Origin of the sequence: Methylobacterium sp. 4-46, from assembly GCF_000019365.1 — a bacterium.
In the GTDB taxonomy this organism is placed as follows: Bacteria; Pseudomonadota; Alphaproteobacteria; order Rhizobiales; family Beijerinckiaceae; genus Methylobacterium.
The window spans coordinates 1,355,505-1,374,031 of sequence record NC_010511.1; the positions used below are offsets into that span (position 1 = coordinate 1,355,505).

Here is an 18,527-nt window from a genome sequence, read left to right on the forward strand (position 1 = left end):
CGCGGCAGATCGCGCCGTAAGACGCCGCATCAGAGAGGACCGACGACGTCCTGCAGCTTATTCCACAGTTCGTCCCCGAATTTGGCCTGCCAGTTCTTGTAGAAGCCGCTCTTGCGCAACGTGTCGCGGAAGGCCGCGCGATCGACGTCAACGAACGTGATGCCCTTGGCTCGAAGGTCGCCGCGCAGGCTGTCGCTGAGCTTCACGACGTCTTGCCGTTGCTCGATCGCCGATTTGTTGATCTCGTTGACGACAATGTCGCGCAGGTCCGCGGGCATGCCCGCGAAGGCGCGGCGGTTGCCGACGACCCAGAATCCGTCCCAGACGTGATCCGTCATCGAGATGCTGGTCTGCACCTCGTAGAGCTTCGTCGTATAGATCAGCGGAAGCGCGTTCTCCTGTCCCTCGACGATCTTCGTCTGCAGGGCGGAATAAACCTCGTTGAAATTGATCGGCGTCGGGCTGGCGCCGAGCGATTGGAACAGCGAGGTCAGCATCGGCGCGACCGGCACCCGGATCTTGAAGCCCTTGATGCTGTCCGGGCTGTCGATCTTGCGGGTCGAGGAGCTGATCTGTCTGAACCCGTTGTTCCAGATCTTCTCCGTGACGAACAGGCCGGATTTCGCAATCTGCGCGCGGACGAGATCGCCGAAGGCGCCGTCCATCGCCTTCCAGACGTGGTCGTAGTCGGGAAACGCGAAGCCCGTGTTGAGCATCCCGCACGATGGGACCAGCGTCGCCAGGACCGACGCCGAGATGTTGAGGATCTCGACGCTGCCGTTACGGACCTGCGAGATCAGGTCGGTGTCCGAGCCGAGCTGGTTGGCCGGGAAGAGGCTGATCTCGACGCGGCCGCCCGTCGCCTCGCGGATCCGCGCGATCGCCTCGGCGGCGCGCAGGTTGACCGGATGCGTCGGATCCTGGCCGGTCGCGTATTTCCAGACGAACTCGGCGGCCCTGCCGCGCGTCGCGCCGATCGATACCAGCGGAACCGCGGCCATCCCGGACAGCACCCGGCGCCTGGACAGCGCGGTCATGGACTCCTTCGTCACGGGCATTCCTCCGGCTCGACTTATTTTTCTAAGGCAGCCGCCCGTGGATGGGGCGGATCGCCGCCATGCTTGTCTCAGCTTGGACGACGGGGGCGGCGCATGTCGGGCTCCGGCCGCAGCCCCTTCGTCGGCGGGGGCGAGGAGTTCTCAGACCGGAATCAAACGCGGTATACCAATCGGTATTCCGGACTTGGGAGGCCCGTCAAGCACGAAGTGACGGCGTCTCGCGTGGCTTCAATCCGCGGTCCGGGCCGGCCGGAACGCTAGCGCGTTCATCGCAGGTGACGGCTGCGAACCTGGGGGCGTCCTCTGCTTTGCAAACTGCGGCCGGTTGGGCCGCTGGACATCTCCGAGCCGATGCGAAGGCGGCGCGGCTCGCACCCGTGATCGCAATCTGTTTGGCGCCAGGGTTCCGAGATGCGCCACTTCCAGACCTTCGACCGGTACCGCCGGAATGGTCGCTCGGCACCCGACAGCGGACTTTTCGAAATCGGCGATTGCCCCTTTGGCGCTCCCACCAATTCGCGTAAGGCCGAGTATGCAACCTGGAAGTCCTGATCCTCGCGACGGCTTCGCTGCAAATCGCCCGGCATCCAGCGCGGCCGGGCTCGTCTCACCGAGGAGCACCCCCGTGCCAGAACAGGATCAGACGTGATCCCAGTGAGTGAGCGGCGCAGCTGCGGCGCGCTCGGCAGCGGCCGGTCGGGCATCCGCTGCCGCTCGACCAAGCTTGATCAGGCACCGCTGCGGATGCGCATCTGCAATCTGGCCAAGAGCTGGGTGCGCTACGGCTCCTTCTGGATCCACATCCTCCTGCGCCGGGAGAGCTGGCGGATAAGCCACAAGAGGGTTTGCCGGCTCTATGGGAGTAAAGATCTGAGCCTGCGCTTCAAGCGACTGGGGAAGGTCGGCGCGAAGGTGATCGCCCACTCGCGCTACACGGTGTTCCATTTGGCCGAAGTGGCGGTGCCGCGTGACCTGTTCCGCCGCATGCTGAACTTGATCGATGGTCTTCGACCGAAGCAGGTTGCGCGATGTTGAATTGGCAAGTGGAGGCGGTCGTGCTGGAACCTAAGGCGGTGGTGCGCATGACTCCCCGTTCAGCAGGCGGGACCGACGCGGTTTGGCTGTCGCCGGCGTTAACCAAATTCGGCCAAGCGGCTCGATCAGCTGCCTGGCACCGTTTAGAGGACGAGCATGGCTTTCCTCTATCCACGAACATTCCATTTGCGTTCTTATTGTGAGGTAGTCCTATGCTCCGTGCAACGGCGCTGGCGCTCATCGCCGGATACGCAGATACCGTTGGGTATTTGCATCTGAATGCTTTTGCGGGACTAATGACCGGCAATACGATTTTTATGGGAATGGAAATTGCGACGGGCAAATATAGGGAAGCTGCATTTCATGCTGCCATTATAGCCATGTTCTTGTTTGGAGTTGTATTCGGCCGAATCATAGTACGAGCAGGTCTGGAAGTTTTTCGAGCGCTATTGGTCACAAGTGGCTTGCTGATTTTTAGCAGTCTTACAGATAAATTCTGGGGAGCATTGCTTCTTGCAATCGGAATGGGGATTCAGAACTCGGCTGCTAACCGTTTTGGAGGCGTCACCCTGAATCATGTGTTTATTACGGGAAATCTCCAAAAGATTGGCGAAGAACTTGTGTCTTGGATGTGGCCCTCTCCGGGCAAGCAAGTGAAACGCGAAAGCGCCATATTCGCTCTAGCGTGGTTTGGGTACTTATTGGGGGCCATAGCGGGTGCTTTGGCAGTTAATTTCATCGACAAGCCTCTCATTTTAGCAGCATGTGTCCTACCATTTACTATGCTTTTCCATGAGTACAAGGGAAATGCTAACTTGCGCTGATCGGCGCCTGCGGGCACAGTCGCGGAGGCCGATAAGGCTCTTCGAAGTCCTGCCCATTCCAGCGGGATCAGCGCAAATGCTTGTCTGCCCCTCTCTTTGCGATTGAGTCTAGAGCCGGATCCCAGTGATAAATACATGGATGCTTGCTGCCGTTTTTGCTTTTGCTTGGGGGCGTGAAAGAGACCTCGGCTTGACTGACTGGTTGAGCCGCCGCGCGGAAGTCAGAACCGGGGCTCACCCTGAGAGTTGAACGGCTCGCATGCGGGTTCTGCCGATCGACTGCCATCCCCTTCCGGGTAGTTATGCCGCCGCGCTGCGCGGCTCGGCCGTCCAAGGCCTTCGTGCTGCCGGACATGATGTCGAAGTCTGCGACGGGGTATCATCGACCTTGGCGGGCATGGTCTCCGCGAGCGGCTGGATTCGAGTGTCGCAGCCGAAATCTATGGCCTATCAGCGGCTTGCACCATGCCCGTCACCCCACATGAATGATCCGGGTTAGCAACCGGCCAGTAAGCCACCCAGGCCGGCAGAGCTGTCCCGCACTGTCTGAAAGTCCAGCCAAAATCCGGAGCCAAATTCTGGATTTTCGCACTCAGCTCCTGCCGGCGCACAGATCCACACCCGTTTAAGTGTCTCAGCGCGCAATCTTATTTCTACGCGAGCCTACTTGGCACGGCACCTGCTGAAATAGCCACACAATAAGCGCGCCTCACGCCTTACCGGGGCAGCGCCAGGGAGGTGACGTTGGATTCCACACGCGATCCCGATCCGATCGAAACCCGCGAATGGCTCGACTCCCTGGATGGCGTCCTGGAGGTCGAGGGTCCTGACCGGGCGCACTTCCTGATCGAGCAGGTGATCGAGGAGGCCCGCAAGAAGGGCGCTCCCGTCCCCTACTCCGCCAACACCGCCTACCTGAACACGATTCCCCTCGAGGCGCAGGCCAAGCACCCGGGCGACCGCGCCATCGAGCACCGCATCCGCTCGGCGATCCGCTGGAACGCCATCGCGATCATCCTGCGCAACAACAAGGATTCCTCGGAGCTGGGCGGCCACATCGCGAGCTTCCAGTCCGCCGCGACGCTCTACGACACCGGCTTCATGCATTTCTGGCGCGGGGCGAGCGACGGCCACGGCGGCGACCTGATCTACGTCCAGGGTCATTGCTCGCCGGGCATCTACGCCCGCGCCTTCCTGGAGGGCCGGATCACGGAGGAGCAGTTGCTCTCCTTCCGCCAGGAGGTCTCCGGCAAGGGCCTGTCCTCCTATCCGCATCCCTGGCTGATGCCGGATTTCTGGCAATTCCCGACCGTCTCGATGGGCCTCGGGCCGCTGATGGCGATCTACCAGGCGCGGTATCTCCGCTACCTGCACCATCGCGGCCTCGCCGACACCGACCGTCGCAAGGTCTGGGCCTTCATGGGCGACGGCGAGATGGACGAGCCCGAGTCCCTCGGCGCGATCTCCCTCGCCGCGCGGGAGAAACTCGACAACCTCGTCTTCGTGATCAACTGCAACCTGCAGCGCCTCGACGGGCCGGTGCGCGGCAACGGCAAGATCGTCCAGGAGCTGGAGGCCAATTTCCGCGGCGCGGGCTGGAACGTCATCAAGGTGCTGTGGGGCTCAGGGTGGGACGCGCTGCTCGCCCGCGACACATCGGGCATGCTGGCCCGCCTGATGACCGAGTGCGTCGACGGCGAGTACCAGGACTTCAAGTCGAAGAACGGCGCCTACATCCGCGAGCACTTCTTCGGCCGCTATCCGGAGACCAAGGCGCTGGTCGCCGACTGGAGCGACGACGACATCTGGCGGCTGACCCGCGGCGGCCACGACCCCAGCAAGGTCTACGCGGCCTACCACGCCGCGGTGAACCACAAGGGCCAGCCCACCGTCATCCTCGCCAAGACCGTCAAGGGCTACGGCATGGGCGAGGCCGGCGAGGCCCAGAACATCACCCACCAGCAGAAGAAGATGGGCGAGGCGGTCCTCCGGCAGTTCCGCGACCGCTTCCAGATCGACCTCACCGACGACAAGCTCACCGAGATCCCGTTCATCCGCTTCCCCGACGGGAGCCCCGAGCACCGCTACCTGATGGCGCGGCGCCAAGCCCTCGGCGGGCCGCTGCCGGCGCGGCGGCAGAAGTCGCAGAGCCTGGAGGTGCCTCCGCTCTCGGCCTTCTCGGCCCAGCTCAAGGAGACGGCGGGCCGGGAGATCTCCACCACCATGGCCTTCGTGCGGGTGCTCAACACGCTCCTGCGCGACAAGGAGATCGGCAAGCGCATCGTGCCGATCGTGCCCGACGAGAGCCGCACCTTCGGCATGGAGGGCATGTTCCGCCAGTTCGGCATCTTCAGCCAGGTCGGCCAGCTCTACCGGCCCGAGGATGCCAACCAGCTGATGTACTACAAGGAGGACAAGAACGGGCAGATGCTGCAGGAGGGCATCAACGAGGCCGGGGCGATGTCGTCCTGGATCGCGGCGGCGACCTCCTACTCGCACTCGAACGCGCCGACGATCCCGTTCTACATCTACTACTCGATGTTCGGCTTCCAGCGGGTCGGCGACCTGGCCTGGGCGGCGGGCGACCTGCGGGCGCGCGGCTTCCTGATCGGCGGCACGGCCGGGCGCACCACGCTCAACGGCGAGGGGCTGCAGCACGAGGACGGCCACAGCCACCTGTTCTCGGCCACGATCCCGAACTGCGTCTCCTACGACCCGACCTTCTCGTACGAGGTGGCGGTGATCGTGCAGGACGGTCTGCGCCGGATGTACGGCGAGCAGGAGGACGTCTTCTACTACATCACCGTGATGAACGAGAACTACGAGCATCCGGGCATGCCGGACGGAGCGCAGGAGGGCATCATCAAGGGGATGTACCTGTTCCGCGAGGGCAAGGGGAAGGGCCCGCGGGTGCAGCTCCTGGGCTCGGGCACGATCCTGCGCGAGGTCATCGCCGGGGCCGAACTCCTGGAGAAGGATTTCGGCATCGTGGCCGACATCTGGTCCTGCCCGAGCTTCACGGAGCTGGCGCGCGACGCCATGGCGGTGGAGCGCTGGAACATGCTCCACCCGACCGAGACCCCGCGCAAATCCTACGTCGAGACCTGCCTGTCGGGCCGCTCCGGCCCGGTGATCGCGGCGAGCGACTACATGCGGCTGTTCGCCGACCAGATCCGCCCCTTCGTGCCCGCCCGCTACAAGGTGCTCGGCACGGACGGGTTCGGGCGCTCGGACTACCGGGTACGCCTGCGCGACTTCTTCGAGGTCGACCGGCGCTGGGTCGCCGTGGCGGCGCTCAAGAGCCTCGCGGAGGACAAACGGGTCCCGACCGCGAAGGTGGTGGAGGCCATCGCCAAGTACGGCATCGACCCCGGCAAGCCCGCGCCCTGGACGGTCTAGGACCCGGCGGGAAGCCTCTCCGGTGTGGGAGGGGGCGGGGCGAGGCTCCGGGGTGGAGCGCCCCGTGCCGGTCAGGATGTGGCGCTTGGCGCCATCCCGGCAGCGGGGCGGTTCCGGGTTCCTGCCGAACTCTCGGGTTGGTGCCGACCGGCTGGTTCCTCGCGCGGGATCGACGATGCCCTGCCCCTCTCCCGCCCGGGAGAGGGATCCCACCCTGACCTTCAAATCCAACGTCTAGCCAAGCGACATGACGGAACGGGAGAAACGCCGTGGCGACTGAGGTCAAGATCCCGGACATCGGGGATTTCAAGGACGTGCCGATCATCGAGGTGCACGTGAAGGAGGGCGACACGATCGGACCTGACGACCCGCTGATCTCGCTCGAGTCCGACAAGGCGACGATGGAGGTGCCCGCGCCCTCCGCCGGCGTCGTCGAGAAGCTCTTGATCAAGATCGGCGACAAGGTCTCGGAGGGGCACCCGATCCTGCTGCTCAGGGGCGGAGATGAGGCCTCGGCTGCGCCGCGCAGTGAGCCGAAGGGCAACGGCGCCGCGCCGGCGGCCGATACGGCCGCTCTGATGCCCAAGCAGGAGCCGGCCCTCGCGCCCGCCTCCGCCCCCGCCCCGCGGGCGGCCTCGGCGATCCCGGACTTCTCGCAGGTCCATGCCAGCCCCGCCGTACGCCGCCTCGCGCGCGAACTCGGGGTCGACCTCAACACCATCAAGGGCACCGGCGAGAAGGGCCGCATCACCAAGGAGGACGTGAAGGGCCACCTCACCGGCGCGGCGGCGCCCGCCGCGGGCGGCGCCGTGATGGCCTCGGGCGGCATGGGCATCCCGGAGATCCCGGCCGTCGACTTCTCGAAGTTCGGCCCCACCGAGACCCGGCCGCTCGCCCGGATCAAGAAGATCTCGGGGCCGCACCTGCACCGGGCCTGGCTCAACGTGCCCCTCGTCACCCACCAGGACGAGGCCGACATCACCGAGACCGAAGCCTACCGCAAGGACCTCGACAAGGCCGCCAAGGACAAGGGCTACCGCGTCACGCTGCTGGCCTTCCTGATCAAGGCCGCCGTCTCGGCCCTGCGCCAGCACCCGGAGTTCAACGCCTCGCTGTCGCCCGACAAGGAGGCGCTGATCCTCAAGCGCTACTACAACGTCGGGGTGGCGGTCGACACGCCGGACGGGCTCGTGGTGCCGGTGGTCAAGGATGCCGACCGCAAGGGCATCCAGGAGATCAGCCAGGAACTCGGCTCCCTGTCGAAGAAGGCGCGCGACGGCAAGCTCGCCGGCTCCGACATGCAGGGGGCGAGCTTCACGATCTCATCCCTCGGCGGCATCGGCGGCACCGCCTTCACGCCGCTCGTCAACGCGCCCGAGGTGGCGATCCTCGGCGTCGTGCGCTCCAGGATGGCGCCGGTCTGGGACGGGTCGGAGTTCAAGCCGCGCCTGATGCTGCCGCTCTCGGTCTCCTACGACCACCGCGTCATCGACGGGGCGCTCGCGGCCCGCTTCACCCGCCACCTCGCCCACGTCCTGGAGGACGTGCGGCGGCTCGCGATCTGAGGAGACGCGGCGCATGAGCAGCAACGAGGTCCGCCTGCCCGACATCGGGGACTTCAAGGACGTCCCAGTCATCGAGGTGGTGGTGAAGCCGGGCGACACGATCGGGGTGGACGACACCCTGATCGTGCTCGAATCCGACAAGGCGACGATGGACGTGCCCTCGCCGGTCTCCGGCACGGTGGCGGAGATCAAGGTCAAGCCGGGCGACAAGGTCTCGCAGGGCGACCTGATCCTGCTGATGACCGAGGCGGCCGGGGCGGGCGCGGCGGCGCCCGCGGGCGGGCCGCCCGCCCACGCGCCCGGCGAGGGGCAAGCCGGCTATGGCTCCTCGGCGAGGGGCGGCGGCAACGGCGCGACGCCCCCCGCGCCCCAGGCCGCCGCGCCCGTCTCGGGCGAGGAGATGCGCGCCGAGGTGCTGGTGCTCGGCGCCGGACCGGGCGGCTACACGGCGGCCTTCCGGGCCGCCGACCTCGGCAAGAAGGTGGTGCTGGTCGAGCGCTGGGCCTCGCTGGGCGGCGTGTGCCTCAACGTCGGCTGCATCCCCTCGAAGGCCCTGCTCCACGCCGCCAAGGTGATCGACGAGAGCCACGGCATGGCGGCGCACGGCATCAGCTTCGCGAGCCCGCAGATCGACATCGACAAGCTCCGGGGCTGGAAGGACGGCGTCGTCAAGCGCCTCACCGGCGGCCTCGGGGGCCTCGCCAAGCAGCGCAAGGTCACGGTCGTCACCGGCACCGCCCGCTTCGTCAGCCCGCACCAGATCGCGGTCGAGCATGAGGGCCAGACCCGGGTGATCGGCTTCGAGCAGGCGATCATCGCGGCGGGCTCCGAGCCGGTGAAGCTGCCCTTCATCCCGCATGACGACCCGCGGGTGATCGATTCCACGGGGGCGCTCGAACTCGACGGCATCCCCCAGCGCCTGCTCGTCATCGGCGGCGGCATCATCGGGCTGGAGATGGCCACCGTCTACCACGCGCTCGGGTCCAAGGTGACCATCGTCGAGCTGATGGACCAGATCATCCCGGGGGCCGACAAGGACATCGTCACCCCGCTGATGAAGCGGATCTCCAAGCAGTATGAGGCGATCCACCTCAAGGCCAAGGTCACGGCCGTCGAGGCTCTGCCCGAGGGGCTGAAGGTCTCCTTCGAGGGCGGCTCGGCGCCGGCCCACGACACCTTCGACAAGATCCTGGTGGCGGTGGGGCGCCGGCCCAACGGCAAACTCATCGGCGCGGAGGCCGCGGGCGTGATCGTGGACGAGCGGGGCTTCGTCCCGGCCGACAAGCAGATGCGCACCAACGTGCCGCACATCTTCGCCATCGGCGACGTGGTCGGCCAGCCGATGCTGGCCCACAAGGCGACGCACGAGGGCAAGGTCGCGGCCGAGACGGCGGCGGGCAAGAACTCGTTCTTCGACGCGAAGGTGATCCCGTCGGTGGCCTACACCGACCCGGAGGTGGCCTGGGTCGGGCTGACCGAGAACGAGGCCAAGGCCAAGGGGCTCAAGGTCGGCAAGGGCGTGTTCCCGTGGGCGGCGAGCGGGCGCTCGCTGTCGCTGGGGCGCGACGAGGGCCTGACCAAGGTGCTGTTCGACGAGGCGACCGACCGCATCGTCGGCTGCGGCATCGTCGGGCCGTCCGCGGGCGACCTGATCGCCGAAGCCGCGCTCGCGATCGAGATGGGGGCGGATGCGAGCGACATCGGGCTGACCATCCACCCGCACCCGACCCTGTCCGAGACGGTCGGCATGGCGGCGGAGGCCTTCGAGGGCAGCATCACCGACCTCTACATGCCAAAAAAGAAGACTCACTAAGCTCGACTTTGGCTGATTTCCGACTGGCATCTCGGCGCGGAACGGGAGCGGCCGTGCAGGCGACCGGTTCTCGAATAGAGGCCCGGCGCTGCATGGCAGGTTACCGTAATGAAGCGTGTAGGGTGACACCTCCGGCTACGGCGTGGGAGATGGCCAAAGTCAAGCTAAGAGGCAGCCGGAATAAAGCCCTGTCCAGATAAACTTCGGCCCGCTCCTTGGAAAAAGAAGGAGAGATTTTAGTGAGTGCGGAGCATGATCTAGGATCCTCAGTTGGCTCTTATGTCGAGACCGCTAGCAGCGGCTACAGTCTCCTCAACGATCCACTGCTAAACAAGGGTACCGCCTTTACGGAGGAGGAACGCGATCTTTTCGAGCTGCACGGGCTTCTCCCGCCGACGGTTGCGACCCTCGGCGAGCAGGTTGCGCGACGCTATCAGGCAATGCGTCAGCTGCCGAACGACTTCGAGCGCTACGTCTTCCTGCGCGGTTTGCAGGACACCAACGAGGTGCTGTTCTACGCTCTCCTGGTGCGCCACTTCGAAGAGCTGTTGCCCATCGTTTATACGCCCACAGTCGGCCTCGGCTGCCAGCACTTCAGCCAGGCGTTCCGCAAGCCGCGAGGCCTGTTCCTGAGCATCCCCCACCAGCAGCGTATCGCCCGCATCCTAGCTCATCCGCGGTTCGACAGTGTTGAGGCGATCGTGGTCACGGACGGAGAGCGCATCCTCGGTCTCGGTGACCAAGGCGCGGGTGGCATGGGGATCTCGATCGGGAAGCTGTCGCTCTACACTGGTTGCGGCGGCCTCCACCCTGCAACCACACTGCCAATCTTCCTCGACGTTGGCACCAACAACCCTGAGCGCCTGTCCGATCCGCTCTACATCGGCTGGCGTCACGAGCGCCTGCGCGGCCAGCCGTACGACGACTTCATCGAAGCATTCGTCTCAGCGGTGACGGAGCGCTGGCCACACGTCCTGCTGCAGTGGGAGGACTTTGCACGCGACAACGCGACCCGGCTGTTGGAGCGCTACCGCGACCGGCTCTGCACTTTCAATGATGATATCCAGGGCACGGCGGTTGTTGCCGCCGGCGCTCTGCTGGCGGCCGTGAACGTCACGGGCCTGCCAATGCGGGAGCAGCGGGTCGCCGTCGTAGGCGCGGGCGGGGCTGGGACCGGCATCAGTTCGCTGCTTTTACGCGCTATGATCGAGGACGGCCTCACAGAGGTGGAGGCGCGCCGGCGCTTCTACCTGATCGACCGCGACGGTCTCTTGGTCGAGGGCATGCCGGACCTCCTGCCGTTCCAGGAGCGCTTCATACAACCTCGCGACGCGGTGGCGGATTGGGTCCTGGAGAACGAGAGCCGGATCGGGCTTAGCGACGTGGTACACAACGCCAAGCCCACTGTGCTGATCGGCGTGTCGGGCCAGCCAGGGGCCTTCCCCGAGAACGTGGTGCGAGCCATGGCGGCGTCAGTGAAACGGCCGGTTATCTTCCCGTTGTCCAATCCGACATCGCGGGCCGAGGCGACGCCCGCCGACCTCATGGCCTGGACTGAGGGCCGAGCGGTGATCGGCACGGGCAGCCCGTTCCCAGCGCTTCTTAAAAACGGAATGTACGTCCGGGTGGATCAGACCAACAACTCCTATGTCTTCCCTGGCATCGGACTCGGCGCCATCGCCGTCCGGGCGCGGCGAGTCTCGGACGCCATGCTGATGGCCGCCGCACGTGCTCTGGCGGACATCTCGCCAGCGCGACTCAATCCTAACGCCAATTTACTGCCAAATGTCTCGGACTTGCGGGACGTGTCGCTGCGGGTAGCACAAGCAGTCGCCCTGCAGGCGCGGAATGACGGCCTGACCGAAGCGATGGACGCTGGCGATATGTATCAGAAAATCCGAAACAAAATGTGGGCGCCACTCTATCGACCGTACCGACGCATTAATTGACTGCGGAAAACTAGATAGACCAATCTGCGGATATCGTGTGACCGTCGATCTAGACAGATTTCCAGTAGAGCTCCAGCCGCCCGCAACCCGATCGCCTGGAGCTAGACAGAACAGGCGCAAAAGCGCCCAGTCGCGAGGAGACGCCAGTGAGCGAAGAGATGAACCTCAGAACGCCCGGCGAGGCTAACGACGAGGCAGGCACCGACGATGTCCTGACCCGTGCCGCCCTGGATTACCATCGATTCCCGACACCTGGAAAAATCTCGGTCCTGCCCACGAAAGACATGACCACCCAGCGCGACCTGGCGTTGGCCTACTCGCCCGGCGTCGCGGCCGCCTGCATGGCGATCAAGCGCGACCCAGCCGAGGCGTCGAGCCTAACCTCGCGCGGCAACCTGGTGGCGGTCATCTCCAACGGCACCGCGGTGCTCGGTCTCGGCAACATCGGGGCGCTCGCCGGCAAGCCGGTGATGGAAGGCAAGGGCTGCCTTTTCAAAAAATTCGCCGGCATTGACGTCTTCGACATCGAGATCGACGAAACCGACGTCGACAGGCTTGTCGATATTATCGCCAGCCTGGAGCCAACGTTCGGCGGTATTAATCTCGAGGATATCAAGGCGCCTGAGTGCTTCGTGATCGAGACTCGGCTGCGCGAGCGCATGAAGATCCCGGTTTTCCACGACGACCAACATGGCACCGCGATCGTTGCTGCCGCGGCCGTGCTCAACGGCCTGAAGGTGGTCGGCAAACGGATCGAGGATGTGAAGGTTGTCTGTTCCGGCGCGGGCGCGGCAGCGATCGCCTGCCTCAATCTCCTGGTCGGGCTGGGCGCAAGGAAAGAGAATATTCTGGTCACGGACAGCCGGGGAGTTCTGACGAACGAGCGGCTGGGGTCGCTCGACGAACAAAAGGCGGCTTACGCGCGTGAGACCTCGGCCCGCACCCTCGCGGATGCGGTCGAAGCGGCCGATATTTTTCTTGGCGTCTCCATGGCTGGTGTACTCAAGCCAGACATGGTCAAGACGATGGCGAGCCGTCCGCTCATCCTGGCGCTCGCCAATCCGGATCCGGAGATCCGGCCCGAAGCTGCCAAGGCGGTAAGGTCCGACGCCATCATCGCGACCGGACGATCCGATTACCCGAACCAAGTCAATAACGTTCTCTGCTTCCCGTTCATCTTCCGCGGTGCGCTCGATGTCGGTGCGACCGCAATCAACGAGGAGATGAAGCTGGCCGCCGTGCGTGCCATCGCGGAACTGGCGCAAGCCGAGCAGTCGGACATGGTCAGCGCAGCCTATGGCACACAGGATCTACGCTTCGGGCCCGACTATCTGATCCCGCGGCCGTTCGATCCCCGGTTAATTCTGCGCGTCGCCCCGGCGGTGGCGCAGGCAGCGATCGATAGCGGCGTGGCCACGCGGCCTTTCGCGGACATCGAACGTTACCGGCGCTCGCTCCAGAGCTTCGTCTATACGTCTGGCACGGTCATGCAGCCCGTCTTCGCGGCAGCGGCGGAGGGCGATCCGCGGCGCATCGTCTACGCCGAGGGCGAGGACGACCGCGTGCTGCGGGCCGTGCAAGTGGTGGTCGACGAACGATTGGGTAAACCAATCCTGGTCGGACGCCCGGAGACGATCAGTGCCAAGCTGCAAGACCTCGGTTTGCGGGTCCAGATCGGCCGGGACCTTGAGGTCGCCAGTATCGACGACGAAGGTTTCGTCGCTGAGGCCGCCGAAGCCTACTATAAACTAGGTCGGCGGCGCGGCCTGTCACACGCTACCGCCGCTGCCGAGATGCGCCGCAACGGCTCGCTCATAGGCGCGATGCTGGTGAGGATGGGTAAGGCTGATGGTCTGCTCTGCGGGCTGTCCGGGTCTTACGCTGCGCATCTGAGCGTCGTGGAACGCGTCATCGGCTTGAGAGAGGGCGCTCAGGGCTTTGCTGCCATGGGCCTCCTCCAACTGCCGCGGCACACGGTCTTCATCTGCGATCCGTACATCCATCTCGATCCGACGGCAGAAGAAATCGCCGCGATGACGGTGCTCGCGGCCGCCGAGATGCGCCGCTTCGGGCAAACGCCGCGCGCGGCGCTGCTCTCGCACTCCAGTTTCGGCACCGCCGATGATCCCTCGGCCCGCAAAATGCGGGATGCGCTCGAGCTCATTGCCGAGCGTGCGCCTGACCTCGAGGTTGAGGGCGAAATGCACGCGGACGCCGCCCTGAGCCTCCCGATCCTCAGGCGCACCTTCCCGGACGCGGGCCTGACGGCACAAGCGAACCTGCTCATCATGCCGAACCTGGACGCCGCGAACATCACGTTCAACGCCCTCAAGGTGGTGGCTGGGCAGGGCATCTCGGTCGGGCCGATCCTGCTGGGGGCCGCCAAGCCGGTCCATATTCTCACGCCAACAGTCACCGTGCGCGGTATCGTGAACATGACCGCGGTGACAGCAGTCGCTGCCGCATAGCTTGGCAAAAAGAATTGAGGAGGAGCTCATGGCGACCATTGCAGCGGGTGCGACCGCCCCGACCAGAGTGAGCCAAAAACCCTGGTACAAACTGCTCTATGTCCAAGTTCTGATCGCGATTGTTCTTGGCATCCTGTTCGGATGGCTCTCGCCCGACTACGCCAAGAGCGACTGGATCAAAGGAATGGGTGACGGCTTCATCAAACTGATCAAAATGGTCATTGCGCCGATCATCTTCTGTACTATCGTCTCAGGCATCTCCCACATTCAGGATGCCAAGAAGGTGGGGCGTGTCGGCCTTAAGGCACTCATCTACTTTGAAGTTGTTTCAACCTTCGCCCTTATCGTGGGTTTGATCGTCGGCAATGTCGCCAGGCCGGGGGCCGGGTTCTCCGGCGGAGCAGCTGACGCCGCTGCCGTCGCCGTCTACGCCAAGAAAGCCGGCGAGCAGAAGCCCGTCGATTTCATCTTGCACATCATCCCCGACAGCGTGGTCGGGGCGTTTGCTGCGGGCGACATCCTGCAGGTTCTGCTGTTTTCCATCCTGTTCGGCTTCTCACTGCTGATCCTCGGCGAGCGCGGCGCCACGATTCGCAGCTTCATCGATGATGCTGCTCACGCTATTTTCGGGGTGATCGCGATCGTGATGAAGGCTGCGCCGCTCGGGGCTTTCGGCGCCATGGCCTACACAATCGGACGGTTCGGGCCCCAAGCGCTCGGTAATCTGTTCGGTCTGATCGCCGTCTTCTACATCACGTCCGCTATATTCGTCTTCGGGGTGCTCGGCATCATTGCACGGCTCGCAGGATTCAACATCTTCAAATTTATCGGATATCTTAAGGATGAACTTCTACTCGTGCTGGGAACAAGTTCGTCCGAGAGCGCATTGCCTGCTCTCATGGAAAAGCTTGAACGGCTCGGTTGCTCGAAGTCGGTTGTCGGCCTTGTGGTTCCGACAGGCTATTCGTTCAACCTCGACGGCACCAACATCTACATGACCCTAGCCTCGCTCTTTATAGCGCAAGCGATGGGCTTCGACCTCACCTGGGGCCAACAGGGAACCATTCTGCTGGTCGCTCTTCTGACCTCGAAAGGTGCCAGCGGCATCTCGGGCGCGGGTTTCATCACGCTCGCGGCGACGCTGGCGACCGTCAACCCGGCGTTGGTGCCGGGCATGGCCATCCTTCTCGGCATCGACAAGTTCATGAGCGAGTGCCGCGCTCTGGTGAACTTCACTGGCAATGGCGTGGCCACCGTTGTGGTGGCTTGGTGGGAGGGTGAGCTCGACCGCAACAAACTCGCCGCGGCACTGAGCCGAGACGTCGACCCATCCGACGTCGAGGTGGCGGTAACAACCGGTTGAGTGGACGAGGTCCACCGAGACCATCGTGGCCGGGCACATCCCGGCCGCTTAGCAACCCAGGACGGGCGGAGGTCGACTGATGTCACCTTCAGAGAGCGGTCCATCACTCGGGACCACTACGATGGGCGGACCCGCTGAACAGGTTACCCCTGACACACTCGCCAACCGGGAGACCGTGGCAGGGCCCCTGGATGCGGATCGGAACGGTGGCGCTGAGGGTAGCCAACAGAGCTTGGCGACTCCGGACCTGCCAATCTCCTCGTCCACAGCCAGGGAGCCTACCGGCACAAGCAGGCCCGCCCGGATCTGGATTCCTGACCCGTCTCTCCATCACATCGTGATTGTAGGGGGAGGGGCGGCAGGTCTCGAGTTGGCCACTAAGCTGGGCGACACCTTAGGAAGAGGCAAGCAGGCGCAGATTACCCTCGTCGAGCGCAACCGGACCCATATCTGGAAGCCTCACCTGCATGAGGTGGCAGCTGGCACAATGGACGTCGGTCGTGACGCGGTCGACTATTTGGCGCAAGCTTCTGATCATCATTTTCGCTACCGTATCGGCGAGATGACTGGCCTCAATCGGGCGGACCGTGAGATTTATCTGGCGGCCAGCTACGATGCAGAGGGCCAGGAAGTCACGCCGGCGCGCGCTGTTCCGTACGATACTCTCGTGATTGCCGTCGGCAGCACCGGCAATGATTTCGGCACGCCCGGCGTCAATGAGTTCGCGATCTCGCTCGATACGCAGGAGCAGGCCGTCCGCTTCCACCAGAGGCTCGTGAACCGCTTCATCCGGGCTCATGCACAGCCCGAGCCAGTGCGGCCCGGGCAGTTGCACGTCACCATCATCGGAGCGGGAGCGACGGGCACGGAACTTGCCGCAGAACTGCACCGCACGACCCGCCAAGTTGTGGCCTACGGTCTCGACCGTATCGATCCCGACAGAGATCTCAAGATCACGCTCGTCGAAGCGGCCGAGCGTATTCTGCCCGCTGTACCGGCCCGGGTCGCCAAGGGGGCGGCTCAGCTCTTGGAGGGCCTCGGTATCGACGTGCGCACGAGCGCGCGGGTCGTTCAGGTCCGACCCGACGGGGTCGCCTTGGCGGATGGCGACTTCATCCCCTCCGAACTTGTGGTCTGGGCGGCCGGGGTCAAGGCCCCGGACTTCCTGAAGAATATCGACGGCCTCGAGACGAGTCGAAACAATCAACTCGTGGTGACGCCGACCCTGCAGACCACGAGCGATCAAAACATCTTTGCCATTGGAGACTGCGCCTTCCTGATCAGTCCGAGCGATAACAAGCCGGTTCCCCCTCGTGCTCAAGCCGCGCATCAGCAAGCAAGTCATGTCGTCGCGCAGATACGCCGTCGGCTCACCGGAAGGCCGCTTGATCCGTTCCGCTATCGGGACTTCGGGTCGCTTGTATCGCTCGGCGAGTACAGCACAGTGGGGAACCTGATGGGCTTCGTCAGAGGTCGAGGATTGTTCATTGAAGGCTACTTCGCCCGCCTGATGTATCGATCGTTGTACAAGATGCACCAGACGGCCCTGCACGGCTGGTGGCGAGTTATGCTCGACACCGTTGCTCGTAGACTGACGCGCCGCACCGAACCTCGCGTGAAACTGCATTAGCAAGGGGAGTTTCTGATGCCCGGGCCAAGCCCTCCGCCCGATCCGCGTCTCGGCGGTCACCGCTTCGGTGCAGCTGTTGCTGTCCGCCACGGTCACGTCGTCTACGAGCGAGTGCCCGTGCGCGACGTCAGAATTGGAACTGTGTGAGGCACGGGGACAGGCAAACCAGAGGAGACACTCATGAGCGATGTCGTTATCGTTTCAGCCGTGCGCACGCCCGTTGGCGCTTTCAACGGCTCCTTCGCGAGCCTGCCGGCGCACGAACTCGGCGCCATTGCGATCAAGGCGGCGCTGGAGCGCGCCAAGGTGTCGCCCGAGGACGTGGACGAGGTCATCTTCGGGCAGGTGCTCACCGCGGGCGCGGGCCAGAACCCGGCCCGCCAGGCGGCGATGGCCGCCGGCATCCCGCAGGAGGCGACGGCCTGGGGTCTCAACCAGCTCTGCGGATCGGGCCTGCGCACCGTCGCGGTCGGCCTGCAGCAGATCGCCAACGGCGACGCCACCGTCATCGTGGCGGGCGGCCAGGAATCGATGTCGATGGCCCCGCACGCCCAGCACCTGCGCGGCGGCCAGAAGATGGGCGACCTCGCCCTCGTCGACACGATGCTGAAGGACGGCCTGCTGGACGCCTTCAACGGCTACCACATGGGCAACACCGCCGAGAACGTCGCCCAGCGCTGGCAGCTCACCCGCGAGGAGCAGGACGCCTTCGCGACCCGCTCGCAGAACAAGGCCGAGGCCGCCAGGAAGGCGGGCCGCTTCAAGGACGAGATCGTCCCGGTGACCATCAAGACCCGCAAGGGCGAGGTGGTCGTCGATGCCGACGAGTACATCCGCGAGGGCGCGACCGTCGAGGCGATGGCCAAGCTGCGCCCGGCCTTCTCCAAGGAGGGCACGGTCACGGCCGGCAACGCCTCGGGCATCAACGACGGCGCCGCCGCCATCGTGCTGATGTCGGCCGCCGAGGCCGCGAAGCGGGGCCTGAAGCCGCTGGCCCGCATCGCCTCCTGGGCGACGGCCGGCGTCGATCCCGCCGTCATGGGCACCGGGCCGATCCCGGCCTCCCGCAAGGCCCTGGAGAAGGCCGGCTGGAAGCCGCAGGACGTCGACCTGATCGAGGCGAACGAGGCCTTCGCGGCCCAGGCGCTGGCGGTGAACAAGGAACTCGGCTTCGACGATTCCAAGGTCAACGTGAACGGCGGCGCCATCGCGATCGGCCACCCGATCGGCGCCTCGGGCGCCCGCGTGCTGGTGACCCTGCTGCACGAGATGCAGAAGCGCGACGCCAAGAAGGGGCTCGCCACCCTCTGCATCGGCGGCGGCATGGGCGTCGCCATGTGCGTGGAACGCTGATCATCGGACGACCAGCGGATGATCGGCGGCTCGCCCTGTCTAAGCCGCCGATCGGCACTGACCGACGAAG

At 64.8% G+C, this 18,527-nt stretch carries 10 protein-coding genes and 2 pseudogenes; 11 read left to right on the forward strand and 1 reads right to left on the reverse strand.

From position 1 onward, the window contains the following. Positions 1-29 precede the first annotated feature (29 nt). Entirely contained in the window at positions 30-1,058 is a 1,029-nt protein-coding gene (locus M446_RS05875) for a TRAP transporter substrate-binding protein (RefSeq protein ID WP_018262356.1), read from the reverse strand. Between the two features lie 654 nt (positions 1,059-1,712). Here M446_RS05875 and M446_RS34825 point away from each other — a divergent pair. The 11 genes and pseudogenes from M446_RS34825 to M446_RS05920 all read left to right on the forward strand — a co-directional run. Continuing rightward, positions 1,713-1,949 (forward strand): annotated as a pseudogene (locus M446_RS34825) (IS3 family transposase); the annotation flags it as partial. Beyond that, a pseudogene (locus M446_RS38745) lies at positions 1,944-2,093 on the forward strand (IS1380 family transposase); the annotation flags it as partial. The pseudogenes M446_RS34825 and M446_RS38745, both read left to right, overlap by 6 nt. A 212-nt stretch (positions 2,094-2,305) precedes the next feature. Then, the gene (locus M446_RS34830; RefSeq protein WP_012331179.1) at positions 2,306-2,917 is read left to right on the forward strand and encodes a YoaK family protein; all 612 of its coding nucleotides are present in this window, start codon (positions 2,306-2,308) and stop codon (positions 2,915-2,917) included. Between the two features lie 744 nt (positions 2,918-3,661). Further along, positions 3,662-6,316: a pyruvate dehydrogenase (acetyl-transferring), homodimeric type gene (gene aceE / locus M446_RS05885; protein ID WP_012331180.1), complete on the forward strand. Its 2,655-nt coding sequence runs from the start codon at positions 3,662-3,664 to the stop codon at positions 6,314-6,316. A gap of 269 nt (positions 6,317-6,585) precedes the next feature. Beyond that, entirely contained in the window at positions 6,586-7,881 is a 1,296-nt protein-coding gene (gene aceF, locus M446_RS05890) for a dihydrolipoyllysine-residue acetyltransferase (protein WP_012331181.1), read from the forward strand. A gap of 13 nt (positions 7,882-7,894) precedes the next feature. Then, positions 7,895-9,694: a dihydrolipoyl dehydrogenase gene (lpdA, locus tag M446_RS05895; protein ID WP_012331182.1), complete on the forward strand. Its 1,800-nt coding sequence runs from the start codon at positions 7,895-7,897 to the stop codon at positions 9,692-9,694. A gap of 239 nt (positions 9,695-9,933) precedes the next feature. Beyond that, positions 9,934-11,643: an NAD-dependent malic enzyme gene (locus M446_RS05900; RefSeq protein WP_012331183.1), complete on the forward strand. Its 1,710-nt coding sequence runs from the start codon at positions 9,934-9,936 to the stop codon at positions 11,641-11,643. Between the two features lie 158 nt (positions 11,644-11,801). Next, on the forward strand, positions 11,802-14,111 hold the full coding sequence (locus tag M446_RS05905; RefSeq protein WP_012331184.1) for an NADP-dependent malic enzyme: 2,310 nt from the start codon (positions 11,802-11,804) through the stop codon (positions 14,109-14,111). A 28-nt stretch (positions 14,112-14,139) separates the two neighbouring features. Further along, entirely contained in the window at positions 14,140-15,474 is a 1,335-nt protein-coding gene (dctA, locus tag M446_RS05910; RefSeq protein ID WP_012331185.1) for a C4-dicarboxylate transporter DctA, read from the forward strand. Between the two features lie 304 nt (positions 15,475-15,778). Further along, entirely contained in the window at positions 15,779-17,104 is a 1,326-nt protein-coding gene (locus M446_RS05915; RefSeq protein WP_043702108.1) for an NAD(P)/FAD-dependent oxidoreductase, read from the forward strand. A 180-nt stretch (positions 17,105-17,284) separates the two neighbouring features. Then, the gene (locus tag M446_RS05920; protein WP_012331187.1) at positions 17,285-18,457 is read left to right on the forward strand and encodes an acetyl-CoA C-acetyltransferase; all 1,173 of its coding nucleotides are present in this window, start codon (positions 17,285-17,287) and stop codon (positions 18,455-18,457) included. Positions 18,458-18,527: the final 70 nt, after the last annotated feature.